General features: G+C 40.7%; 36 protein-coding genes. 10 read left to right on the forward strand and 26 right to left on the reverse strand.

From position 1 onward, the window contains the following. Nucleotides 1-228: 228 nt before the first annotated feature. The 26 genes from E0H79_RS05705 to E0H79_RS05820 all read right to left on the reverse strand — a co-directional run bounded on the left by E0H79_RS05705 (nt 229) and on the right by E0H79_RS05820 (nt 20410). Complete coding sequence (locus E0H79_RS05705; RefSeq protein WP_131261106.1) at nt 229-621, reverse strand: hypothetical protein; 393 nt, start codon at nt 619-621, stop codon at nt 229-231. Nucleotides 622-624: 3 nt separating this feature from the next. After that, on the reverse strand, nt 625-1476 hold the full coding sequence (locus tag E0H79_RS05710) for a tetratricopeptide repeat protein (protein WP_131261107.1): 852 nt from the start codon (nt 1474-1476) through the stop codon (nt 625-627). 97 nt (nt 1477-1573) lie between these two features. After that, entirely contained in the window at nt 1574-1759 is a 186-nt protein-coding gene (locus E0H79_RS05715; RefSeq protein WP_131261108.1) for a hypothetical protein, read from the reverse strand. 45 nt (nt 1760-1804) lie between these two features. Then, nucleotides 1805-4246, reverse strand: a complete 2442-nt coding sequence (locus E0H79_RS05720; protein WP_131261109.1) for a phage tail tape measure protein — start codon at nt 4244-4246, stop codon at nt 1805-1807. 325 nt (nt 4247-4571) lie between these two features. Continuing rightward, entirely contained in the window at nt 4572-5252 is a 681-nt protein-coding gene (locus E0H79_RS05725; protein WP_131261110.1) for a hypothetical protein, read from the reverse strand. A gap of 246 nt (nt 5253-5498) precedes the next feature. Beyond that, nucleotides 5499-5972 (reverse strand): phage tail assembly chaperone family protein, TAC, encoded by a 474-nt coding sequence (locus tag E0H79_RS05730; protein WP_131261111.1) that lies wholly within the window; start codon nt 5970-5972, stop codon nt 5499-5501. A 39-nt stretch (nt 5973-6011) separates the two neighbouring features. Next, nucleotides 6012-6524 carry a phage tail tube protein gene (locus tag E0H79_RS05735; RefSeq protein ID WP_131261112.1) on the reverse strand — a complete coding sequence of 171 codons (513 nt, stop codon included), beginning with the start codon at nt 6522-6524 and terminating at the stop codon, nt 6012-6014. A gap of 58 nt (nt 6525-6582) precedes the next feature. After that, nucleotides 6583-6918 (reverse strand): hypothetical protein, encoded by a 336-nt coding sequence (locus tag E0H79_RS05740; RefSeq protein WP_131261113.1) that lies wholly within the window; start codon nt 6916-6918, stop codon nt 6583-6585. A gap of 71 nt (nt 6919-6989) precedes the next feature. Then, on the reverse strand, nt 6990-7361 hold the full coding sequence (gene gp17, locus E0H79_RS05745; protein ID WP_131261114.1) for a tail completion protein gp17: 372 nt from the start codon (nt 7359-7361) through the stop codon (nt 6990-6992). After that, complete coding sequence (locus E0H79_RS05750; RefSeq protein ID WP_131261115.1) at nt 7361-7849, reverse strand: HK97-gp10 family putative phage morphogenesis protein; 489 nt, start codon at nt 7847-7849, stop codon at nt 7361-7363. The genes gp17 and E0H79_RS05750 overlap by 1 nt, the downstream gene beginning before the upstream one ends. Beyond that, nucleotides 7834-8190 (reverse strand): head-tail adaptor protein, encoded by a 357-nt coding sequence (locus E0H79_RS05755; protein WP_131261116.1) that lies wholly within the window; start codon nt 8188-8190, stop codon nt 7834-7836. Before E0H79_RS05755 ends, E0H79_RS05750 begins: the two co-directional genes overlap by 16 nt. A gap of 147 nt (nt 8191-8337) precedes the next feature. Continuing rightward, nucleotides 8338-8634 carry a head-tail connector protein gene (locus E0H79_RS05760; RefSeq protein ID WP_131261117.1) on the reverse strand — a complete coding sequence of 99 codons (297 nt, stop codon included), beginning with the start codon at nt 8632-8634 and terminating at the stop codon, nt 8338-8340. Nucleotides 8635-8708: 74 nt separating this feature from the next. Continuing rightward, nucleotides 8709-10229 carry a phage major capsid protein gene (locus E0H79_RS05765; RefSeq protein WP_131261118.1) on the reverse strand — a complete coding sequence of 507 codons (1521 nt, stop codon included), beginning with the start codon at nt 10227-10229 and terminating at the stop codon, nt 8709-8711. Between the two features lie 69 nt (nt 10230-10298). Next, the gene (locus tag E0H79_RS05770; RefSeq protein WP_131261119.1) at nt 10299-11036 is read right to left on the reverse strand and encodes an HK97 family phage prohead protease; all 738 of its coding nucleotides are present in this window, start codon (nt 11034-11036) and stop codon (nt 10299-10301) included. Then, nucleotides 11011-12279, reverse strand: coding sequence for a phage portal protein (locus E0H79_RS05775; protein ID WP_131261120.1), 1269 nt, complete (start codon nt 12277-12279; stop codon nt 11011-11013). The genes E0H79_RS05770 and E0H79_RS05775 overlap by 26 nt, the downstream gene beginning before the upstream one ends. Next, entirely contained in the window at nt 12276-14111 is a 1836-nt protein-coding gene (locus E0H79_RS05780; RefSeq protein WP_131261121.1) for a terminase large subunit, read from the reverse strand. The genes E0H79_RS05775 and E0H79_RS05780 overlap by 4 nt, the downstream gene beginning before the upstream one ends. 10 nt (nt 14112-14121) lie before the next feature. Continuing rightward, complete coding sequence (locus E0H79_RS05785; protein WP_131261122.1) at nt 14122-14637, reverse strand: phage terminase small subunit P27 family; 516 nt, start codon at nt 14635-14637, stop codon at nt 14122-14124. A gap of 134 nt (nt 14638-14771) precedes the next feature. Continuing rightward, nucleotides 14772-15002 carry a hypothetical protein gene (locus E0H79_RS05790; protein ID WP_131261123.1) on the reverse strand — a complete coding sequence of 77 codons (231 nt, stop codon included), beginning with the start codon at nt 15000-15002 and terminating at the stop codon, nt 14772-14774. Beyond that, the gene (locus tag E0H79_RS05795) at nt 14995-15219 is read right to left on the reverse strand and encodes a phosphohistidine phosphatase (protein ID WP_416224536.1); all 225 of its coding nucleotides are present in this window, start codon (nt 15217-15219) and stop codon (nt 14995-14997) included. The genes E0H79_RS05790 and E0H79_RS05795 overlap by 8 nt, the downstream gene beginning before the upstream one ends. After that, on the reverse strand, nt 15216-15800 hold the full coding sequence (locus tag E0H79_RS05800; protein WP_131261124.1) for an HNH endonuclease: 585 nt from the start codon (nt 15798-15800) through the stop codon (nt 15216-15218). The genes E0H79_RS05795 and E0H79_RS05800 overlap by 4 nt, the downstream gene beginning before the upstream one ends. Beyond that, nucleotides 15775-15966 carry a hypothetical protein gene (locus tag E0H79_RS15230; RefSeq protein WP_165492519.1) on the reverse strand — a complete coding sequence of 64 codons (192 nt, stop codon included), beginning with the start codon at nt 15964-15966 and terminating at the stop codon, nt 15775-15777. The genes E0H79_RS05800 and E0H79_RS15230 overlap by 26 nt, the downstream gene beginning before the upstream one ends. Before the next feature lie 165 nt (nt 15967-16131). Beyond that, nucleotides 16132-16602, reverse strand: coding sequence for a hypothetical protein (locus E0H79_RS05805; RefSeq protein ID WP_131261125.1), 471 nt, complete (start codon nt 16600-16602; stop codon nt 16132-16134). A 346-nt stretch (nt 16603-16948) separates the two neighbouring features. After that, nucleotides 16949-18715, reverse strand: a complete 1767-nt coding sequence (locus E0H79_RS15415) for a DUF5906 domain-containing protein (RefSeq protein WP_171458211.1) — start codon at nt 18713-18715, stop codon at nt 16949-16951. Next, nucleotides 18712-19671 carry a primase-helicase zinc-binding domain-containing protein gene (locus E0H79_RS15420; protein WP_171458212.1) on the reverse strand — a complete coding sequence of 320 codons (960 nt, stop codon included), beginning with the start codon at nt 19669-19671 and terminating at the stop codon, nt 18712-18714. The genes E0H79_RS15415 and E0H79_RS15420 overlap by 4 nt, the downstream gene beginning before the upstream one ends. Continuing rightward, nucleotides 19671-20174: a phage regulatory CII family protein gene (locus E0H79_RS05815; RefSeq protein ID WP_131261126.1), complete on the reverse strand. Its 504-nt coding sequence runs from the start codon at nt 20172-20174 to the stop codon at nt 19671-19673. The genes E0H79_RS15420 and E0H79_RS05815 overlap by 1 nt, the downstream gene beginning before the upstream one ends. 29 nt (nt 20175-20203) lie before the next feature. Next, a complete protein-coding gene (locus tag E0H79_RS05820) occupies nt 20204-20410 on the reverse strand; it encodes a Cro/CI family transcriptional regulator (protein WP_131261127.1) in 207 nt (68 codons plus the stop codon). A gap of 102 nt (nt 20411-20512) precedes the next feature. On the opposite strand from E0H79_RS05820, the gene E0H79_RS05825 reads away from it, so the two are divergent. The 10 genes from E0H79_RS05825 to E0H79_RS05865 all read left to right on the forward strand — a co-directional run bounded on the left by E0H79_RS05825 (nt 20513) and on the right by E0H79_RS05865 (nt 24041). Next, nucleotides 20513-21154 (forward strand): LexA family protein, encoded by a 642-nt coding sequence (locus tag E0H79_RS05825; RefSeq protein ID WP_131261128.1) that lies wholly within the window; start codon nt 20513-20515, stop codon nt 21152-21154. A 93-nt stretch (nt 21155-21247) separates the two neighbouring features. Then, a complete protein-coding gene (locus tag E0H79_RS05830; protein WP_131261129.1) occupies nt 21248-21562 on the forward strand; it encodes a hypothetical protein in 315 nt (104 codons plus the stop codon). After that, the gene (locus tag E0H79_RS05835; protein ID WP_131261130.1) at nt 21559-21891 is read left to right on the forward strand and encodes a hypothetical protein; all 333 of its coding nucleotides are present in this window, start codon (nt 21559-21561) and stop codon (nt 21889-21891) included. The genes E0H79_RS05830 and E0H79_RS05835 overlap by 4 nt, the downstream gene beginning before the upstream one ends. Then, a complete protein-coding gene (locus tag E0H79_RS05840; RefSeq protein WP_131261131.1) occupies nt 21884-22111 on the forward strand; it encodes a hypothetical protein in 228 nt (75 codons plus the stop codon). The genes E0H79_RS05835 and E0H79_RS05840 overlap by 8 nt, the downstream gene beginning before the upstream one ends. Then, nucleotides 22108-22260, forward strand: coding sequence for a hypothetical protein (locus E0H79_RS15235; RefSeq protein WP_165492520.1), 153 nt, complete (start codon nt 22108-22110; stop codon nt 22258-22260). The genes E0H79_RS05840 and E0H79_RS15235 overlap by 4 nt, the downstream gene beginning before the upstream one ends. Next, nucleotides 22244-22438, forward strand: coding sequence for a hypothetical protein (locus E0H79_RS05845; RefSeq protein ID WP_131261132.1), 195 nt, complete (start codon nt 22244-22246; stop codon nt 22436-22438). Before E0H79_RS15235 ends, E0H79_RS05845 begins: the two co-directional genes overlap by 17 nt. Next, a complete protein-coding gene (locus E0H79_RS05850; RefSeq protein WP_213072759.1) occupies nt 22435-22935 on the forward strand; it encodes a hypothetical protein in 501 nt (166 codons plus the stop codon). The genes E0H79_RS05845 and E0H79_RS05850 overlap by 4 nt, the downstream gene beginning before the upstream one ends. Then, a complete protein-coding gene (locus E0H79_RS05855; RefSeq protein ID WP_131261133.1) occupies nt 22932-23519 on the forward strand; it encodes a 3'-5' exonuclease in 588 nt (195 codons plus the stop codon). Before E0H79_RS05850 ends, E0H79_RS05855 begins: the two co-directional genes overlap by 4 nt. Then, nucleotides 23519-23767: a hypothetical protein gene (locus E0H79_RS05860; RefSeq protein ID WP_131261134.1), complete on the forward strand. Its 249-nt coding sequence runs from the start codon at nt 23519-23521 to the stop codon at nt 23765-23767. The genes E0H79_RS05855 and E0H79_RS05860 overlap by 1 nt, the downstream gene beginning before the upstream one ends. Beyond that, nucleotides 23760-24041, forward strand: a complete 282-nt coding sequence (locus tag E0H79_RS05865) for a DNA-binding protein (RefSeq protein ID WP_131261135.1) — start codon at nt 23760-23762, stop codon at nt 24039-24041. Before E0H79_RS05860 ends, E0H79_RS05865 begins: the two co-directional genes overlap by 8 nt. Nucleotides 24042-24044: the final 3 nt, after the last annotated feature.

The raw sequence follows: 24044 nt of genomic DNA on the forward strand, positions 1-24044 counted from the left end.
TGGCGAGGTGCATCACGAAGTGGATAGCGCAATTCAGTGCTATCAAAAGATTCATGCACTTCTGTCATCCACTCTAGGCGCTCAGTAGAATCAAGCAGAGGGCAATTTGCTAATACATGCACCTCACCGTATTTGGTTTGCATTTTCATTTTGTCCTCAAATTTCAGGCATTAAAAAACCGCCTATTTGGCGGTGAAAATTAAATATTGAAAAATATCGCCAAGCTATTTAGCTTTTTGTCTCTAGCTCTCTAAGAAGTTCACAAACTCGTTCTTTTTCTTTCTTGATCATCGTTATTTGTCCTTCCGAGAATTCATCATCCAGATAATAGTCAGCATGAACTCTTATTCTGTGTAGCGTCTTAAGCTTTAAAGCTAACATGCCAAACTTCTTATCCGAGCAATCAATACAGAGCTGTTCCATGCAAAATTGTAACTTTTCATGGCTGCTGCCGCCCATATTTTTAATTACTTCAGGATGGTTTTTGGTCAGCCAGTCCTTAACAGTATGATAGATAAAATAGTAATGCCTGCCTGAGCTGGTTCTTCGGCGACATTCTATTTCTTCGTATCCAGACTTAGATATATGATCTGCAATCTCATCAAATAATTTACAATCCATTGATTAACTCTTTTTAATTCTTGAATCAGCTAAAAAATAGATAGAAATATTTCTGAAGCTTTTTAAAAGTGTTTCCGCATTTTCCTGCAATGAATAATGCATCATTAAATCGACAAATTTTTCCTGTAATGATTCATTCATTGCATAAATTACAGAATCTTTTTCCGCACTCATATTTCCAAATAATTCAGGTGAAATGTATACAACTTCATCAAACTTTACATCATCACAATCCACATTGTAGTTTGATACATATGAGGAATTTATAGAGAACTTTGAGAAAAACTCTTGATTAGCTAAGACCTTCATAGTTCTTAATACGCTTAGGTCGATATCTGTAGATTTAATGAAGTCCATAACATCAAGAGTATCTTCCAATTCTTCAGCAGCAACCCTACAAAGAGAAGAATTATTTCGACCTTCGCCTTTAAGACGATCTATTTCATCAAAATAAAAGAACATAGATAAAACCTTAAGCGTAGTGCTGACAACCATTGGTTCATTTGGAAAGTCATTTAACGCGTTTAATAAAGTGTCAACACACTTATCCAAGTCCCCCTCAAGTAGCATACAGGTAGCAATATTTATTCTTGGGGATCGGGATGTTGGGTCCAGCCTTTGAGCAGCGTAAAAATACTGTAGAGCAAGATTGTATTTATTCTCATAAGCACTAAGCACGCCTAAGCCTGTATAGGCCTCATATGGATCAGACGACATAAGTTCATTCATACTTTTTCTATACTTGCTTATAAGTCTAGATCCCTCACCAAACGGCTTGAGATCAAACTTGATTGATTCATTAGCAAAAATATTTGCTATCTCTTCAAGCTTTGATTTGGGTTGAATGGAACTCATAGAATAAACATCGGTAATTTTTTATACATTCTATGCTGCTTGAATGGTGAAAAACCAGATATTTCATTTATTGATCTACAAAACCAGCAATAATAGTTTATAAATCCAGATTTTGGCCCCTATAAAACTTCTTAAATGCTTCTTTACCTTCATCGCCAAAAATATACTCACCAAGAGAATCACGATCATCAACTATGATAAATTTGGGCTTTTTAGCCTGCTCCGCCTTTTTAAAGCAAAACCCAAGAGCGATACCCACACCAAAAGCAATTAATGTTTTCATTTTAAATTCCTGAAATTGATAAAAAGAAAACCCACCGAAGTGGGCTCATGCAAATCCTAATTCTCTGCGATTCTGCTTAAAGAACTTCACAAAGGCTTTCTTGCCATCTGGGCTATACAAGTAATCACCAAGTTTTTCACGCTCATCCACAATCACAAAGTTCGGGTTTAGGTTGACGTTTGGTTGTTGTACCGCTGTTGGCTGCCCTAAATATTTCGGTGTTGCTGCCATTCTAGGGCTTTCCAACTTGGGAGCATCAAGCACCAAACCACCATCTGCAAAGCCATTTTTAATAGACTGACGTAAAGCATAAAAGCCAGCTGGACCACCCAAAGCAGCAATCTCCTCTTGAGTTAAAACACCTTCACCACGGTGAACGATACCCGCTGGATCATACTTACCACCATGCCCTGTATAACCGCCAGATGCATATCCTACTGGGCTTAATGCAGATACTGCAGCCTGAAGTAACCCCGTCTCCATGGTAGCAATACCAACTGCAGGCAAATTATATGGAAATGGTGCAGATGCCCAAGCAGCTGAAATAGCGGCATAGCTATTCATCGCAGTTGAAAATAGCGCTGCACCTTTTTGAATACCGCCAAGAAGAGCATAAGCTGTGCTTGAAGAATCTACTAAGCCCATCATCATGCCCGCAAAATCAGCACCATACTGAGCACCATAAGCCATTTGCATTCCTAAGCGCTGCTGCTGATATTCTTCTTCAGTAATCAACATCTGTTTACGAGCTTCGGCAAGTAAATCTATGTCTTGCTGATACGGAGACTTTTCAAGCCCCATCATGGACTGATAATCACTCCAAACCTGTTCACGCTTGGAGTTTTCTTCTACCCCCTGCTGAATATTCGCCTGCTTTACTAGCGCATTTTTCATCTCAGGTGAGTATTCTGCTGTGTTGAGAATTTCTTCACGAACCAATGCATAATATTCACGGGCATAGTCTTCAGCAGACATATATGCCTTTTTGGTTTCAAGAAGCTGCTTTTGCTCTTTGAGCTGGGCTTCCTTCTTCTCCAAAGCATATTGTTGATTAAGCGAAGCTATTTTCAATTTTCTTTGATCATCACTAAGCTTCTTGTCTGCAATAATTTCTTGACGCTTGATTTTAAAAGTATTTTCAAGCTTCTGTTGATCCGTTAAATTATGCTGAACAAGGTCATAATCATTCTGCATGGAAATGAGCTTTTTCTCTTGCTCATAGCGGGTTTTAGCTGCAGTAAAATATTCCTGACTTACACCCGCCTTAGTTAGCCTCTGAACCTCTTTTTGATAATCGAGCAGACGCTGATCATCACTAGAAGCGTAGTCATATTTAATCCGCTCACGCTCTTCTAGAACCTTGTTATATTCACGTTCAGCTTTTGATAACGCTGATGTTGCTTTAGAACTTTTTTCTTTAGCTTTAGCATTATCTTCAGCCTGTTTAGTATTTACTTTCAAGCCTGCACTATTTTGCTGAGATGTTGCTGTGGTTTTCAAAATCGCTTGCGTCAGTTTATTTTGCGCACTTGCAGTTCCAGCAAAAGCATCTATCGCCTTTTTTCCGCTGTCTAAAGCAGTATCTGCAATAGCTGACCATGACTGCTTTACAACACCCGCACCATTTTTAAGAGCATCAACTGCCCCACTAAATGAACCTGCTGTCACTACACCATATAGTGTTGAACCAACATTAATCAGTTGGACCATAGACTCGCGAGAAATCACAAACAATGTTTTTAATACACCCGCAGCAGTAACTACAACTCCAGCAAATGCATTCATGCCAATGCTTACAATAGATACCCCACTATCCAAGCCAACCGCTGAATTTGTGGTATCAACAAACAATCCCATTAAGTTAGATACTGCTGGCATCACAGCACTTACAAGTTGATTTTTCATACCTTGGAATTGAATATCAAGAACTTGCGTTTGTGCTGCTAACAGTCGGGATTGCTCAATACTTTCTTTTGTTTTAAGTACGCCAGCCTCTTCAAGTGCTCTTCCGTACTCTTCTAATAATTGCCCATTTTCGGCAAACAAAGGAGCCAGGTTTCCCAAATCAGACGCCAAACTTTCAAAAACAAATCGACGTTCTTGGCTGGTTACACCTAATTCATCCATTTTATTATTTAAAAGCTGGATAGCTTCAACACCATCTTTGCCTTGTAATGTTTTTGCAAATGATCTGATTTGATCCTCAGTCATCTTGGTATTATTTTTCAATGCATCAAAAAAGTCCGCAGCACCACCACCCTCAGTTGCACTAAACTCACCCAATTTTTCTTGAACGTCCGCAAGAATAGAGCCAAGCTGATCTTGTGAAACACCAAAACCTAAAGATGCTTGTTCTAAAACTTGAAAGTTTTGCACACTGGTGTTAGCACGGTCTGCCAGCATTTGTAACTGTGCATCTGCTTTGGCTGTCTCTATCGACATCTGTATCAATGCACCAGCACCAATTAAAGCACCACCAACAGCCATGCCAGCCAATGCACCACTTGCAGCAACAACCCCACCACGCAAGCCATTTACTTTACCCAATACACCATCAAGAGCAGAACCAAATTGAGAACCACCTAATGATTGATTCATCTGGTCTTTAAAATTGGAGAAAGCCTTACCCATTTTATCTGTCGATTCTTTGGCTTTGCGTTCCGCTCTGTTCATCGGCTCGACAAACTGACCGATCTGCGCCACTAAATCTAAGGTTAAACGACCTAATGAAGCTGTTGCCATACTTTTCTCCAGACATAAAAAAACCCTGCATTTGCAGGGTCATGTACTTCTCATGTATTTTCGACTGAGATTAATTTGGTTTATTAAAGTTTCTCAAAACCTTAAAAGTAATACTTTGATTATTAGCATCAATAATATCTAATAAAGCACCCTTATATCCAATTTGACGCGATTCATTCAAATCATATTCAACATCATTATTAAACGCTGGACGCGCCATATTGCTTGAAAATTCACGATATCCAATATTTATCTTATTTCCAACTTTTCCACTATATATAAGTGTTTGTTGAAATGAGTTGTCCATTGCAACACCAATAGAAGTATGTGATGCAGAATGCTGATCAGTACAATTTTTCGCATTAAATACTGTAATCACACATAACTTACCATCCAAACCTAACATTACAGCCTTAAATGGATCAGCAATTGCCATCTTTTGAACATTGCCACCATTAGAAATATTATTGACCGGATTATAGTAACTACCTTTCTTATCCTGCCCAACTTTTTGGTAGTAACCAGCAGATAAGGAATATGCGAAATTTATTTTTGTATTAGCAGGAATACTCAAAACATCTCGGTCTACCAATACACCTTGTTCTAACATTTTATCGCCAACATAAGCAGTATTAACTGAACCAATAGGTGGTTTGCTTACATGTTTAGGTGTTGCTTGATAATTGTATACAGGAGTAGCACAACCAATTAATCCAAAGCTTAAGACCCCTGTAATGAATATTTTTACCATATGAATTCCCCTTTAAAATTATTCACATGAATCTAACAAACAGAACATAAAAAAGCCACCTTATGATGGCTTCTTCATTTTAAAATAGCTATTCACCACTATACTGCTGCATTGCCTCTTCAAAACTAATTTCAGGCGCATCATGGTGCGGTAAAAAGTCATATTCATCTTCAACCTGAAAGCCTTCTGCCTTGGCATACATAAATTTCAATCCTGCCAAGACTTCTTCAAACCTCAGTCCAAAGTTTAAGCTTCCTCTGCGCTTTCTGTATTGCCACCAGTAGATATATTCTCTGTGGCTAAGGTTTCGCTTGGCTTCGGCAATGGTTCTGCCTCCAATGCCGTTGAGGACAAGCTCTGCCCAGAATTCTTCTCCTTCAAACTCTGCTTCGCTGTAACCTTTCCCAAAAAGTTCTTCTTCAAAATTTCTGCCCAAACTGCATCAATCAACGGCTTGCTAAAGTGCTTACGAATTTCAGCTTCGGTAAATTCAGGTTCACCTTTTTCATCTACAATACAATCCGCTAGAATACTGGCCAATGCTTCCTTATTTTCCTGATTGGCTTGCATCTGTGCGATGGCAGTTGAATAGTCCATAATTTTAATATGGGTTTCAAATTCGCAAGGCTCACCGCTCACCATAATTTCTACGGTTATCTTTTCGGGTGTATCTATTAAAATGCCTGCTTTAATATCGGCTAAGCTCAATTTTTTTTTCATGGTTTAATCCAAAAAATTAGCCCCTTTCGGGGCTAGGGTTTAAGCAGTTTCACGAATCCATTCAACTTTGGTGCTACGCTGAATAGTGACTGTAGTTTTCACTACGGTATTGGCATCAATATCCATCGGGAAAGAATCGATATAACCCGTGAATTTATTCCAACTACGACCATCAGGTAAGGTCACTGCACCTGTTGCAGCTTCCACTGTTGGTACAATACTTTTTGCCTCACCTTTATTTTTACCGGCCCATCCCACAATAAAAGTACGCTCCTTGCCTGAAACTTCTAAATCGTATAAACGACCATGTGAAGCCTCTTTTGGATCTGCATTCAGTTCAAATGTTGCTTGACCAGTATCTTTTAAGCCACCACCCTCCATATATTTCTTACTTTCTTCTTCATCCAAAGGTGTAACTTCAATACGTTCCTTTGAATCAGTACCAGGCTTAAAATTCAAAGCCCCTACAACTTTTACCAGTTCAAATTCGCCTGGTGTCGTTATCGATTCATCTACCAACCAAATGTCGGTGCCTTGTGTACGTCGTGCCATACTTTTCTCCATGCAAAAAAAAACCACCTATTCAGGTGGCTGCTTTTATTAAATAATCTCACATAAGAACTTCTATACAAGCCAAATAATATTTGGCTGCAAACTCATTCCGCTGGTCAATTTTCATCTTTTCACTATAATAAGTCGGTTGCTTATAAGCATCCACAATCATACCGCGCACGATAGTTTCCATTGCTGCATTTTTTTGTTTTTTATTAGTCTGATCATTCATCTCCAAAGCTCTGGACAATGGAATTCCACTATTCTTGCCATCCATGATTATTTCAGCAATATTCAAATATATACGACAACTTTGATCTACATCTTTATCATTAGATGCAGACCACACAGGCATGCTAATTAAACATGCCATTATAAAAATCATATTTTTCATAATCCCCCCTAATCTCAGCTCGAATATATGTCTTAACAAATAGTAAAATCAAGGTTTTCAGATCGGTCTTTTTAAAAAGGTTCTTCTAACCATCGGCTTTCAATCCGAATACGGTACAAATTGACTTCTGGCTCCAACTCGCAGCCAGTAAAATCCTCAATAGAACAATTTTCTTCAATAACTTTGCGCACTAACTTGGCAATTTTCCGTGTAGTACCTTTATCTTTGGCATAAATATCAATTTGCACATATAGCGCATCCATATCTGACACTCCAGATAAATACTGCTCTGGATCTGCACTGATAATTTGCCAACATACATAAGGCGCATCATTCATGTTGATGGCATCAAACTCACCAACTTTTAAGCCAACACCATCAGAAAGCAATGTTGCCAATTCCGTATCGACTGCACATAAATCATATAGCGGGATAATAAGCATTATTTAATATCCCTCATCAAATCAGCTTGTAACTTTTCAGCAAAGGCATCTGTCGCATTTTGAATATTAGATTCCAATGCTGGGCGCATATAGGGCTGTGCTCTGGTTTTCGATGTCCCAACCTCCACTAGCCAAAAATGTTTGGTGTCATTTTCCACAGGGGTGTAATGCGGATTTGGCTGTCGTGGCTTGCCTTTACGTTGCACATTTTTATTACTTCGCCAAAACTGACCACCTCCTTTAACACCAATACGGACTTTTGACGAATTTTTATCACTGGTTTTACCTGCACGTATAACCAAATTTTTGGAAATATCAGCACTGGTTTTAGGATCATCAATTTTTTTAGCATTGTCCTTGGCAGATTGTAAAACGGGCTTTGCAGCTGCTCGAAGTGCTTTTTTTACATGTTTTTTGGCTACATTTTTGGTCATTTCATCCATTTTTTTAAGGGCATCTTCTAAACCCTCAATTACAAATCCTGCCATGTATATGCCCCTAATTCACATACCAAAGTAATATATTCACGCCCAGTTTTATTATCACGTAATAGTGCAATAATGCGGTAATACAATCCATCACAAAGCAAACGACACTTAGTCCAGTCTGTATTTGGCTCAATATCATCCTGACGTAACACAATGCGAGTTGCTATAACCTTTTGTTCTTTACGTGCAGAAATAAAATCGCGAACTGAAGCATCTGCAATACGGCCATAAATAGGAAAGATAGTGGTCCATAATGTTTCACGGTCACTACTACCATCGGTTTTTAAAACTGGTCGTTTACTTTGGACTTCAATGTATTGGTTTAAGCTTCCTGATTGCATAAATCACCTATGGCTTTTTTGGTGGACTGAATTCCGACTTAGGTCTTTCACGACATGGTGCATAACCCCACCCTGCACGAACTAAAGCGCAGGACCTACACTTGCATACAGGGGATGACTGAAACCATTCTTTTAACTTACCCAACATCACACACCCATTTTTCGGTATGGCAGCATGTACATCTCTACTGCTTGATTGACGTACAAATTGACTTCAGTTTGAGCTGCTCGGTTCTCGTACATATCAGTGATGATCAACAAAGCAGCAATGGTCAAATCTTCATGTAATTCACCATTAACCGTCACCTCTTCAAGTGGTCGATCTAAGAAATTTTGAATATGTTTTAAAGCTGCTTTGGTGAGTAATCCAATGTAATCATCGTCACGATTATGCAAGACACGTAGCTGCTTTTTGACAATGGTGGAGTTAATTAAATTACTCATAAAAATAGCCTTTTTGCGACATAAAAGTAGGTATAAAAAAAGCCCCTAAACAGGGGCTCTCTTTTAAAGTTTTATTATGCTGGACCGACCACATCTACAGCTTCAGAAACCGCTGCGCCTAGTACTGCAATGACCTTCGCTTCCTCAGCTGCGGCCAATGGATTTGGTTCGATACTCCAAGCACCAGTGGCATCAGCAACCGTTGATGCTTTTGCTATGCTGCCAACACGTACAATAATGACGCTATTTGGTTCAGCGGTACCGCTGAGTTCTGCAACAGTATTCACAACAATCACAGGCGCATCAATTTCTTCAATTGCTGGCAGATCTCCAGCAACGCAAGCATCAGGAATTGAAACACCTGAAGCTGCACGCATTTCTGCACGTACCGTACACAAGTTTTTACGGAAGTTATCACCATCTTCAGTGGATAGCTCAACTGCGACTTCTTCACGAATGTATGCTGAAACACCTAAGGTAATATTACCAGTCCAGTAACCACCCACTGGCATTGCAGCAGTCAAAATCACAGGCAAATTCCAAAGCACTGGCTGAACTGCTGCACCTGGTGCACCAAATACATAGTGACCGTCAGTGCCTTTAATACGTTCAATTGCACCCCATGATTCAGGATTCAATAAAATGTATTCCGGCAGAATCCCGGCTGCACCCGCTTTATATTTACTGCGGTTTAGTACATCAATTGCCGTGTCCGTATCCTTTACAGCAACAGTTAAATGCGTACCATCTTCGATCAGACCAATGAATGAACGAGCACCGGACACACGACCATCACCGCGAACAATTTTCGCTTCAAGTTTAAGGCGTACACCGTAAGCCATACGGCCTTCAATATATGCTGCAAGCGCTGGCATATCAGAAATAAGCTGAATCGATACTTTGATCCAGTGTGCAATCGTACCTGTTTTAAGGTCAACTACACCAAATTCCAAATTTGATTCTGGCTTTTCTGCGGCTTCATCAACCTCATCAGCCATGATGTCAAATGCCGATTCACGGAATAGCGGCACAAGCTCATTTTGAACTGGAGTAAACGCAATCAGATCCAATAAAGTCAGAGCACGCTCTGGTGTCGGAATGGAGCTCTGTGCAAATTGTGCTGTATCACCTAGCCCCGCCAAAGTTACAATATTTCGTGCATGCAGATCATCAAACTGGAATTTGCCTTTGGCGCGGGTAATTGCTTGAGCTTGGTCTACAATATTCTTATTGCGAATTAGAATACCCGCAACAGAATCTGGATTTGCACCACGCTGTTGCACACCATCTACCAATTTTTGTTGTAGATCTTCAATTTCACCAGATAACTTCTTAATGTCATTAGAGCGTGCTTCTAAGTCATTTTTAATATTGTCAGGTAAATCATCTAATTTTTTGATGCCATCCTGATAACGAGTAATCAAATCATCAAGCTGTTTTTTTCGCACAGCCAGATCAGCACAAGCTTGTTCAAAGTCATTGGCAGTTTTGGTATCACGTGGATTTAACCCCAAAAATGGCGATTGAGGTTGAGACTGTTGAGCAGCGATTGCAGCCATAGCCAATGCCACTGTTTGTTTTGAAAGTGCTTTCATACTATTTTTCCATGCATAGAAAATGAAAAACCCGCCTTTCAAAGCGGGTTATTGTTTAAACAATTTTTATTAAGAATCTAACCAAGCCAAAGGGTCTTTTTTAGATTCAGGTGGTGCCGGAGTTTCCTCTGGTTTCTGCATTCCAGAAATTCGAGCCATTAACTTTTTGGCATAATCACCAACAAGACCAACTGATCGAAGTAACTCTTCTGCATCTTCTTCAGATTCAATTGCTTCAATCGCTTCATCACTGATAATCCGTGCAGCATTGTCAGCCGGTTCATCAACGACACTGATTTCATAAATGTCAGCACGTTTGATTTCTACATGTGTGCCTTTATCTTCCATATCCAATGAATTTGGTGGATAAAACGCAATTGAGAAGCCATCAATCGTGCCATGTACAACCATAGCAGCGACATCCTGAGCAATCGAAAGCCCTGGCGTAAATTCAATTTCAACATAAAGGCCCGTTTCATCTTCTTTAAGAAGCGTAATTTTCCCCACTCGCATCGGAAGACGGGAATCAACGTACCACTGTCTCCACCCGTGGTTGTAATAACAGTGAACTTTTTTTGTCCCTGCAGCAAAAGCAGCACAAACCTCAGCAAAGGCACCACGAATGAATTTTTCACCGTAATAGTTGATCGAGTCCCACTTCACTGCATAACCGCTAATTTTTACAATCCCAGTCTTTTCATCTTTGTTGATAAATCGACAGTTATCCACGGCAATTGGCATACGCCGACATTGAACTTTCGGCAAATTTGGTAGTGCTTTATTACGCACTAGCAGGTTTTGATTCATCAGCTTTCGCTCCATAAGTGCCTTTTTTCATACGTTCGGCTGTTGTCATGTTCACTGGGGCCAGTAAGAAGTCTGCATTTTCGATAGGTGCATCACCTTCTTCAATACGAATCTCATTCATAGTCGCCTGACCACTTAAAATACGCTCCTTATTTGACTTCACTCGCTCAAGATAAGAAGCCCGCAACAAGTCTTTGGTCTTGAATTCAAACTCGTAATCATTCCATTCATGCGCTTGCAATAGATGAATACGTGCACTTTCTTCAATTCTTTCCAAATATGGACGTAAGCCAAATTTATGGAAGCCATCGACCAGTTGTTCAATACCACTACCCCATGTTGTGCTGGAGTCAGTACTAAAAATCAAAATTGGATTTACACCAAAATAACGACAGGCTTCTTCAACAGAAAGTTTACGAATTTCAATTAACTCAAGGTCTGCGGGTGTAAGGCTGATTTGCTCAAATTGCATATTGCCTTCAAGCACTGCCATATCACCATCATCACCGTTAATTAAAATATCTAACTCACCACGTAAGGCATCACGTTGTTCTTTTTTCAGATATTTGTCAGTTTTCAATGCACCTGTCGGTTTTGCACCGTTAGACATTAAACGTGATGTTTTATCTACACCCGCCAAACCAATGCCAATGGACTGCGCACCATAAGCAATTGGTGACATACCGACAAAGCCTGTGCCAAACAATTTAATGTGCCAGATTTCCTTATCTGTATATTCGACTGTCTTATTGCCCAGTCTGCATTTATATTTCGGAGTGCCATTGTCACCAATGCTCGGATCTACCGAACCTGAGTTGATCACTTGCAAACTAACCAGCTTTTTTCCGATGAAATCTTTTTTGACGTATGCATTACCTGCTACAAGATTCAGCATCAACTGCTCAAAAAACTCTACTCGGGTTTGGTAGCGGTTTGGCCTGTTATACAACAAACGAATCACATCATGATCTTTCACCTGCACCCGATAACCATCGGAATTTAACTTGAACATTTGCAGCGGAAGTGTTGCAACTGACTCTGTTAAAATTTTTACGCATGCAAATACAGCACTGAGGGTCATTGCACTGTCAAATGACACAGGTTTTGCAGTTTTAAAACCAGAACGGGGACGATCAATAATGGTCGCCCCCGTTTTTTCTTGCAGCGGCCCAGTTCCCCGTGCCTTCAGCTTATCGCGATTGGTTTTATCACGAATTTTTGCTTTATCGCGCTTTTTACTCATCGCTTCGCCACCTTAATCATGTCATTTAACCAGTCATCAATATTTCCATCATTTTCACCAGCCACCAATTCAAAAACATCTTCATTGTCATAATGCATGGCACGTGAAGCCGCAATAATTATCCCGACTGCAGCATCAATTTTTTTACCTGCAGAATTTTTTCTTGGTAAAATTTGATTGTTTACGTCTGGGCGTACCATCACATTACACATACACCACTTTAAAACTGGATCACCATCGTGGTGTAAGCGCTCCTCCATGAGCAGCTGCTCTATCCAACGCATCGGCTCAGATAAAAATTTCGAGATTTGAGGAACCTCAACCACTTCAATACCTTCATCTAGCAACCGAGCTGTCAATTGCCCTGCATGATATGGATCGTGTCCAAGCTCATAGAACGGGTTGTTTGTGTGAAAATCTTCAATATCGCGCTGAATACGATCAAAATCAGTCGTCTTGCCCTCAGTAACAATCAAATGCCCTTGATCACGCCAAACAGGATACTCATCTGGACGTTTTTCACCGTTAATTGATTCTTTGGTGTCAACCACGTGTTCACTGATGTAATTATTACTGAATGCATACCAGTGAACCTTCCCATTTTCCAATCTTGGTCGTAAACGCCCCCAAGATGCCAAGTCTAAGCGACTTGCAAGGTCATACCCGCCAAAGCAGACTTGTCCTTCAAACTCACTTTCATTGACTTCAGCCTCTGCACGCTCCCAAATCATCGGTGCAATCCAACCATCTGCGGCCCCGACCCACTCATTCAAGTGTTTTTGACGGGTAATGCTTTCTTGCTTTGGACTGACTTTGACTTTTTCAAATACAGAATGCAGATATTTTTCAGTCACAGACACCCCGTAATTCGGGTTTGCCTTTGGCCATACCTTTGGATCAAGCCAATCGTCACCACGATCTAAACAGAACACCATGCCAAAATACTGCTCATGGACCGCTTTGCTCTTGAGAATATCAACAACAACTTGCCTTTCCTGATAACACTTGGTTGTTGTGTCATCGCCAGCTGTCGTAATGGCCAAAATTAGAGGCTCTTCACGTGCAGCAATACCGTTAGCCACAATGTCATACATATCTGCAGTTTTATGCGCATGTAGTTCATCAATAATGGCCGCATGGACGTTCAGACCGTCTTTTGTCCCGCCCCGATCTTGTGATAACGCTTTAAGCACGCTGTTTGTTTCGGTCTGAAACACTGTATATTGTGAAAATTCAATTCCGAAGTGCGCACGCATTCGTGGTGAGTACTCAACCATTTTCTTTGCATCGTTAAATACAATTTTGGCTTGTTCTGCCGATGTTGCAGCGGTGTAAACTTCCGCACCCATCTCACCATCAATAAAACCCAAATACAGTGCGATTGCAGCAAGCCATGTCGACTTGCCGTTCTTTTTTGCGACTTCGACATAGACATATAAAAACCGCCTTTTTCCTTCGTGGTCTACCCAGCCAAAAATATTGAATGTCGCAAAAACCTGCCAAGGCTCCAAAATCAAAGGCTGACGTGTGCCGTCAGGTCTAATTTTTGCTAACTTGCCTTTTACGTGTGGACAGGTCTCAATAAAAAAGAGCGCATGATGCGCTCTTTCTGGATTCAACTCATACTCAAAATCTATATCAGGCTTTGGCTTGAATCGTAATTTTGAAAGTAATTCCTGTGTTTCCTCATCTAACGATTCAACATTGAAATTTGAACGGCTTAAATCTGTCAAAAATCTTTTTACAGCAAGCTTTTCGAGCTGCCCTGCCGTTCGCACTCCAGAACGGACATCAAGGCAGTACTGGAGCGTAATTTTCAAATAATCACGCATATAAACTCACTTAACTTTGGCGAATGTTATATTCCGCATACGGGTCATCTTCAGTAGAAGTTGCTGCCCCCAACAAGTTCAATTGCTCTGGTTTATTCACCCGAACATTTGACCGTGCAGCTGGAGTCAAACCAAACTCTCGCGCAGTTTTGATAATTTGTTCCTGCAATTTATTGCGGATCTGCAGCCATGCTGCCTGAACTTCAAAACCATTTGGGGTTTTGGCCACCCACTTTGACGCATCTTCTAGCCGACTCATCGCTTCAGCGTATGCCGCCATGTTGTCGCAGTGCAGACCGAACACATCGCCATCGACTACAGACAGCAATCCCGCCTGCACCAAGATTGGCCCTAATTTATCCCAATGCTTTTTTGCATTTTTATTCAGCCAAGCTGGACAAGCTGGCATTCCTAAATCCACCGCGGCATTTGCCACTTGTGCATCTTCATCTCGGTCAACACGAATTCGAGAACCAGATAGAATTTTTTCTTGCAATGATTTAGGAGGACGACCAGTTCTAGACATAGAGACCTCCAAAAAAAATATTTGTTAAATATCTGGAGGTATACCCCCCTATGGACTTTTGACCACGTGAAAATTTGACGGGGGGGCGGTCTTTTCTAGGAGGTCGCTTTTGACTTTTGACCCCATATCCCCCATTAAAAAAATTTTGATAATTGGAAACCAATCCCAATCCCTATACAAATTCCAAAGACCCAGGCGAACCAGTCACATGAGATCAAATCCTCATTTGAGTCTTCAATGATTTCTATTCTTGGTGGCTCAATATATGGCGGCACTGGACGGCTGACAGGTTGATAACCATTGCCATTCTGTCCATTAAATTTGTTTTGCGCCTTACAGATTTCGCATTGTCTTAAGTCAGTCATCAATCAAATCTCTAATTACTCGACTGTGCACATCAACTTCATCAAGCCTTGCAAGGCGTAAGCGATCATACTGTTCTGTCTTTGATTCGCTTTCATCATTCCAAAGTACTTGAAGTGATGAACCTGTAGACTTGGTAACAACACCAACCGAGTCAAACCCTTTGATGTCATCACGATAGACAACAGGATCACCAAGTAAGATAACTTCACTCATCATGGCACCACCTTGAAATGTGAGTGATGCAGCCTGCCACCGTTGCCTTCATCATCTTGAACAAAGACTGTCTTGCCATGTACTTCAATGACTGTGAACACTGTCTTGTCATCACACATCAGTGATTCCTGTGCATACTCGGTTGCAGCAAGCAGACAATCACCAACTTTAAAATTGTTTACGCTGTCCCGATTGGCCTTGACCTGTCTTGCCACTGGAGACCAACCGCCCCGATCTTCTGTTGCAGTCTTGATGTTGTGGTGGGTTTCACACAACGACTGCCAATTTGTTTTATCCCAGAACAGAACCTTGTCTCCCTTATGCGGAATGATATGGTCGACCACTGTTGCAGGGTTGATGTAATTTTTCTTGCGACACTCAACACAAAGCGGATGTTCAGCAAGGAACTGTTCACGTGCTTTGCTCCAGCGCGCATCATAACCACGTTGATGTGCTGTACCACGCTCACGATCTTTAGTTCTGATCTTGTCTTGATGCTTATCGCAGTACCCTTGATTTGTTGCAAAGTCTTTGCAGCTGCTCACAATACATGGGCGTTTAGCTTTCTGAGGCGCTCTTTTCATGTTTGACTTGAACCACTTTGACTGACCGTTTGATTAATAATTTCCGTAATTGATCTGTGATCTTTAGCTGCACAATTGAATCTACTGCGTGTAGTGCTGCGAGCAATACCATTCGACGTTTAGGCATCTGCACTGAGATGCGAGCGATCATCTGATTATTTGCCATGCGGTCATCCTTAAAAAAAAGACTGTATGCCCTGCCCCACGCATGACATACAGCTATAAAAAAAGAGCCGTTTTAAGGCTCTTTGAGGGGAAACTACAGCTCTGAATACAATTATTCATTGTGGTAAAAACTAACTTAAATTTGTTTCATTGTCAAATACTGATTTTAATTAGTCTTGCGAAGCTGAAAAATCAGCTTGTCAGAAGCTGTAGAAAATTCTTCCTGCAAATCATTCAGCACGTCATTAATCGAATCATTCAGATAACGATGCACCATCAAGTAATGCACGCCACCAAGTACAGCGCGGTTACGAACCGTCGGTTTGTAATCTGCTGGAGTTAAGCAGAACTCAGCCAAAGCAATCAGCGTGACTGCCTCAAAATGTTCAGCAGAAATATTTCTACACGCAAATAAATCACAATACCGATTCACCAGATATTTACTAAATAACTCTAAGTTACTGGCTGTATTTGCCCCAAAGCACTTTAGGCGAATCAAATTGTCTTGTAGGGGAGTCAATTTAGCATAACTCAATGCCACACAAACATCTTGTGCAGTAATTGCGCCATGACTACCGCCGCCGATTGAATCAAAATTTGTTGTCTTTGGATTTAATAAACGCAAATATTTTTCCATTTTTATAAAACCTGTTTATTTAATAACCATTGTTACGGGTACACCCCTATTTGTTACGGGGTTGTTACGGGTAGACACTAAAAAAAGTTATTTAAAATCAATTGTTGTTACGGATGTTACGGGTGTTACGGGGGATTCTCCTCGCGCGGGAAAATATTTAGGGGTTATAGAGTTTAATAAAATGATGCGAAGTGAGTTTTTTCCCGCGTGCGCGCGCGTGCAAAAGCCCGTAACAGCCGTAACAGGGGGTCTGAAAGTCTTGTGTGGTAAGGCGTAGACACTGTTACGGGGTTGAGAAAAAGCCCGTAACAGACCCGTAACACCCGTAACAATTGAAGTTATTTTTTTATAATACAGGTGGTACATCGTGATCTCCTTTTAACTTATCACGGAATTGCTTTACTTGTGAAGATAGCCAATCGGCTTGTTTTATATTTGGTGGCGGGGCACAGGTAAAAATCATGCGTCGTTGCACTTCTTTTCGCTTTTCCTGATAAGTTCCACCAGCAACAATATCTTCATAGATCCGACCATGCCCTTTGGCCACAACACGCTCCGATGCAATCAAGCTAAGAAACTTGTTGGCAGGAATGGTTTTCTCTCCATTTTTGTGACACCACTGGCGATATGCAACATACAAATCATCTGACAAACAGCACACAAACGGGTTATCTAAAACACCTGCACGCCAGTCATCTAAAAATAACTTCCAGCCAGGCAAACCAAATTGAATAATTTTGTGCTTGGCTTTAGTCATGGGTGGCTCTGTGTACGGAGTAAAGTCTTTCAAATCTATGGACAGCAAGTAAGTGTAAAATGCACTGATTGCGCTACTGTTTGGTTCTAAACAGGTTTCAATAAGCTTCTTTAAGTCATCTGCCAATTTTTGATTCGGTTCAAGCACCAAGAATCTTCGATCACGCTCTTCAATTGCCAGCGGCTGCACTTCATTGGATAGAAACACGCAGTTGATATGGTTATTTTGTGAATAACCAGACATAAACTTTTTTTCAATACGGATTTTTTCACCCGTGATCATGTGTTTGATCAAACCCATCATGCCGAACTTGGATTTATTGTTAAAAATTTCTTCAAAAAGGCAGTAAAGTTTACGTTCTGCCCAGTCTGTATAAATGGATTCAAGACCATTTTGGCCAAGCGTAACCGAGTATTTTTCACCGTAAATACGGGTCATGATCTTTTCAAAAAATAATGATTTACCCGAACCTTGCACAGCACTACACATGAGCACTGAAGTATTCATTTTTGCACCTGGGTGTTGTAGCGGATATGCCAGCCACTTTATGAGCCATTCATAGGCTTCGGTTTCTTTGCCACATAAAAATTTCAGCAAATTGATGATGGGGATACACATTTCAAAAGCATCGCCTTGAGCAACAATTTGGTTGTGCTCATCCAAAATCGGGGAAATCTCCATGCCGTCGTAAGTATTGATCTGACCTTCACGAATATGCATAGATGGCACAAATACCAAGTCTTCATGCCAAATCATGCGTTTATCTCGCGATTTGGCCCACATATCGTATGCACCTGCCCAGTTATCCTTCATCACATCTGTACTGACCATTTCACGACGAAATGTATCCCAACATGATTTTTTTCCTTCGAGCATAATAAAACGGTCAATCATTTCTTTTGCCTTAGCATGGTTTTCACCAGTAGCACGGCCATTTGCATCATCTGCAGAAATTGTTTTGCGTTTTGGGTGTGAATTCCATGCATCAAAACCTTTTTTGCCACCGAGCATGGTTTGAAATGCAGTTTTTTTCCAAATCTTTTTGCCGTAGTCATCCCAAACGTTTGTTTCACCTTCAATCAGGCAGAATCGTGCAAGCCATTTTTCCATTTGGTCATCAGGTGAAGGTGCAGGTGATGCAGTATTTTCCTGTGAAATACCCGCCCCCCCGCTTGGCTCAACAACAAGATTTTGATCAAAATACGGGTCTTTCCCCCAAAAATTGTTGATTGCGTTTTTAGGGGGTTCGGGGGAAAACTTCAAGGTAGATATGGCCAGGCTAATCTGCCTACTGACCTCCTTTAACCCACAAGCAACATGCAAATCGTTGAAGTCCGTATAGACCTTAGAATTCATGCAATAGACTCCTTCGTTTGCGTAAAATTGGGCAACACTACAATGCCGCCCGTAATGCCTTGTGCTTCAGTTGCATACTTTAGACCCGTGCTTTGTTTTGCAGAGTCATCATCTGCACAGTAAACAAAACTGGCATTTGGATATTTTTTTCTGAGTGCAGCACCCACTTTTGGTAAATTATTGGCCACAAATGAAAGTGCAACTGGATAGCCTGTTGCCATGTGAATAGACATGCCTGTGGCGTAACCTTCGGCAATACAAATGATGTGTGTATCGTATAGATCGGGCTGTACTTCACCAATCACGAAAAAACAGCCGCCTGTACGCCCGCCACCGCTCTCATATTCTCCAACTTCGTTTACATCGCCAGTGATAAAATACTTATGGCCATCTGGCTCAATGGTTTGTAAATTCCACATTTTTCCGTTTTCATCGTATGCTGGAATAAGTAAATTTCCATCGTGAGTGATTTTGATATTTGGGTCTTTATCTACCTGTTTATCTTTTAGATATTGACTAAATTCACCCAAATACGCCCCACGCCACAAGCCTTCAGCCTTGCGTGAAATTTGTTCTTGACGTTTTAATTCAAGCTCTCGACGCTCTTTGTCACGCAATTCTTTTTCTTTGCGCCAACGTGCGCGATCTGCATCGGTAATTTGTGATGTAGCATCTAGCCCAACAATTGAAGCGACTTCAGATAATGCTTCAGGGAATGTTAAGCCTGTGACTTTTTGAATCAGGCTAATTCCGTCTCCAGCTCCGCATTGCTGACAGAAATAATCACCATTGCCATTTTTATCGTCATAACGAAAACGGTCAGTGCCACCACATGCTGGACATGCTGTTTTCTTTTTGAAAATAACGTCAATACCAAAGCGCGGGAAAATTGTATCTGCCCAAATACCTTGAGCTTTGGCTTTGACATCATCGGTTTGAAATTTTGGCTTACTCATCAATCACCATCCATTAAACTTTTATGGTTTTCCACCATTGCAAGCAAAGTCAGCGCAACACGTATGAGATCCATTACATCTTTATGAATCACATCATATTCATCTTGGTTGACTCGGTTGTCTGAAATAGCCGTAGCAATAGACTGCGATAGCTCCCCTTGCTCTTTTGCTAATTTTCCGATTTTGTTGATGTAGTCGACTCCAACTAGCCTTTTGACATCTGGCAACTCAAACCATGCAGCATTGCCATGAATTGCACACAAGCTATCCATAATCCCTGCATCGCGGGTTTCTGCGAGTACCGCTTCCAAATGGTAAATATTCGCCTTATGTGTATGCGTACTTGGGTTTAATGAGCTTCTAAAAGTATTAATGTTAAATGCATTTTTCTCAGCAATTTGAGACATAAGCGAATCATCATTAGGGCGATATACAGCAGCTTTTAATGCCATTTCTAATGACATGACCGTTCTTGATCGACGTTCTGAAAGTGTTAAGCGCATGTTTAAAATCTCTCAATTCATTCATTTTTTTAATTATTCGCATGTACTACATTTTGCTTAGATTGCTGCAAGCCAGAAGGAGTGCGACCCGCTGCAAGCTCTCGTATCTGATACTCACGCAGAGGTGGTATCTGATCTTTGTTCCATTTTGCAACGGCCGCAGTAGTGATATTCAGACGTGATGCCATCTCAGACAAATTGCAATTCAACAATTGAAGGGCTTCATTTCGAGTCATATTAAATCCACAAAACTAACTAAACTTAGTAATATTTAATATGAGTTTAATCGAGCGGTCAACAGCTAACATAAATTAGTTTTCTAGAATATAGGTTTATCAATGAATACCGTCGGAAATCGAATCAAGAAATTGCGTAAAGAAAAAAAATTAACGCAAAAAGATCTTGGGAAGATTGCCCAAGTTTCTGATGCCGCAGTAGTTCTATGGGAAAAGGATGTAAACAAACCCAAATTAGAGAGCCTGCAATACTTGGCACCAGCACTAGAAACAACAATTGAATACATTATGTATGGCATTACAGATGAAGTTAAAAATGTCGAAGACTTCAGACCTGTGGCACGTATGCTACCAGTATTATCAGACGTTCAAGCTGGTAATTGGACAAATGTTCAATCCGTCAGTAAATCAGATATAGAACAGTGGCTTCCAGCCCCACCAAATGCAGGGAAAAACAGTTTTTATATGATAGTTCGTGGAATTAGCAACTTCCCCCACTTCAGAGATGGTGATTTCATTTGTATTGATCCTGATATTTCGATAGAGCATGTACAAACGGGTGAAATGATTGTTGCGCAATGCGATGGTGAAGCAACATTCAAGGCCTTGGTTAAGGATTATCAGCGCATGTATTTGCAGGCGCTAAATCCAAATTTCCAGCCAAATATCTTGGAGCTAAAGGAAAATTGCGAATACAAAGGTAAATATGTAGGGAAGTTTGAACCATCTAAAAAATTTATCTAAATTAAATAAAACTAAGTAAAGTTAATTTAATTATTGACACAATATGCTAAGTAAAGTTAGTTTATATACATCAACTTTACTTGGTATCTTTTTATGAAAAAAACCACACCCTCAAATGATCAGTTCGATCAAATCGTTCGTGGTCGTATCCACGCCGATGACTTTGGCCAACCACAAGTCGCAGACTTAGATTACTACAAGCGCATCGCATCTTCACAAATTAGCGGTGCAATCAAAGCGATCTTGAATGCAACAAATCAGTACGAATTCACTACTGCTATTGTTCAAGCGAACTCATTCATCACTGCCGCATCTGACTACGACTTCATCGACTCTGCAGAGAAAGCAAACTGGCTAAACCAAGTTGCGAACGCCATGCGTGCACAACGCATTGAGGAGTCAGCATGAGCAATCAAATTCCCGCACTAAAGCAAAAAATCAATGCTGCAGTTAAAGCATTGATGAAAGACGCATTTGATGCACATAGCAATGACTTTCATGTCTTTATTGATTTTTCAGGGCATGTAGATCTTTTTGAGATTCGCGTTTATCTAGATGGCTGTAGTGAGGATAGCAAATCTATATATATATGCTGCACTTATACGCAACCGCTACCATACGAGCGAAGAAAAATTGAAGCTTGGAAAAAATCTCTGTCTGAATTGATTGAGGCGCGAAAAAAACTAAAGCAGCTCAAAGAAGAGCAATCAAAAAAATTGTGGAGTGATCATGCCTAAACATCCGTGTGCAGAGCAATGTCCAAATTTCACTGATGAACAGTGCTGCCATTGCCTAATTGCTGAAGCTGAGCAGCCTGAACCTGAAGGCTGTGAACATCACCCATTAAAATGCTGCGAATGCATGCTTAAAGAAATTGATGAAGAGTATTTGAGCTATTTGTCTGATGAAGAGAAACACTTACTTGCAGCACTGGAAGCGGAGAAATATGTGACATGAACGAGTTTATGCCTTTTTACATTATTGCTTTTATGTTCGTTTTCTCTGTTTTTATTGTCTTAAAAGCGTATGAACATCAACTCAAGCTCAAGCGAAAACAAGCTGCATTAAAGCAGCAGCTGGAGAGCGACGATGCTGCAATTCACTGACTTAAACGACATTCTGCATGTGGTTCATATTCGCAATGTAACCCATGTGCAATTCCGTGAAACACAAAATAACTTCGTTGTTTCATTTCATTTTATTGGTGGCCAGTATGTTGTACCTGCAACTGTTAATGCAGAAACGGCCAGCTTTATTGCTGAAAAATTAGGGGAGCTATCATGATGAATACTCCAGTTGTAATGGACCATGCGATTTTTTCTAAAAAAATTGAATCTAAGGCGCTCGAAATGCAGGTGCGTGAATGGCTGCAAGCGCAAGGAAAACGCGAACCTGAGCAAGTGCCATTTGGTTACTCGGAATTAGCATCCAAAAGGCATGAATACAATCGCACAGCACAAACTACAATGCGCGAAATTATGTTTAATGCAGTAAGCGAAAGCAAAGCAACAAAGCAAAAACCGCGTGTCATTGATAAACCTGTCGAGCCGACATATTCACCCGATCTAAGCGATAACCGTATTTTATTTAATCGTAATGCACGTGAAGATGCCTGGATAAATGGAAAAAAAGAATTCATTGGTCGCTGTAAAAAACATGGCCAACAAACATTTGTGATTAGAAAGCAAGGTAAAGACCACCTGTGCTGTGTCTGCAAAAAAGCATTCACTAAAGCGCAAAATGACAAAATAGCGAAATTAAAAAAAGGAATTTCATTATGAAAAAATTAATGGTTGATTGTGAAACGCTGGGCATTGGCGAGCGCCCTGTTTTACTCAGTATTGGTGCTGTTGTATTTGACGATGCTGAAATTCATAAATTTTTTCATGTGCAGATTGATATTGAAAGCGCTAAAGCACATGGTTTTTCTGTTGATCAATCCACATTGGATTGGTGGGATCTGCAAGACCCGATTGCTAAGAAAGATGCGTTTAGTGGCGAGCGTGATATTCAAGATGCGCTTGCAGCTCTTGTGCGATTCTACAAAGTGAATGAATGTACACAAATCTGGTCCAAAGGCTCTATTGCAGATATTCGTTGGATTAATAATGCATTGAATTATTTTGACATGCGCCAGCCATGGAAGTTCTGGCAAGAAATGTGTTTTCGCACGTTTCTTGAGATGTCACCACGTGTGAGTGTTGCATTTGAGGGCGTGCCACACAATGCACTTGATGATGCAGCTCACCAGGCACGGCAGTTTATTGCGGTAAAACATAAACAAACTGAACGTGACTTGGCTATTTTCGAACTATCTAACGTTGTTGCTGAGCGCGATTTTAAAGAATTGCGGGAGGTTGTGTGATGTCCCATATTGATATGCTAAAAGACCCTGCTTTTAAACGTAGCCTGGAAAACAAGATTGTGGCACACATCAATACTGAATACATGAAAGCAGGTATGAGTCCCCCACTCCCAAAATTTAGAAATGATGTGGCCACTTATGATGAAGCAAATGTCACAAAGTTGGCCAAACGCATTCGAGTCGGGATTGTGTTACTTGCACAGACGTTGGATGAAGCTCGCAAAGACAAAGGAGGAGAAAATGCCTGAATTCGTTGTGACGATTGATGCAGATTCGGCTCCGCAGATTGTGCTTGGTCAAAAATTACTTGGTGGTACTGTGACAGCACTTAAGCTTGAAAAGCGTAAATTAGTATCTGTTGCTGAGTTGGTCGCTAAGTATGGCTTTTCTGATGAAACCATTCGCAACAAGCTTGCAGCAATCAACCAAGGAACTAATGGTAAACACATGTATGATCCAGACGCTGCTGATGAGCTACTACGAAAACAACCACGCAGACGTGGACCAAAACGCATCAACTGATCA

Origin of the sequence: Acinetobacter sp. ANC 5045 (assembly GCF_004331005.1) — a bacterium.
Classification (GTDB): domain Bacteria; phylum Pseudomonadota; class Gammaproteobacteria; order Pseudomonadales; family Moraxellaceae; genus Acinetobacter; species Acinetobacter towneri.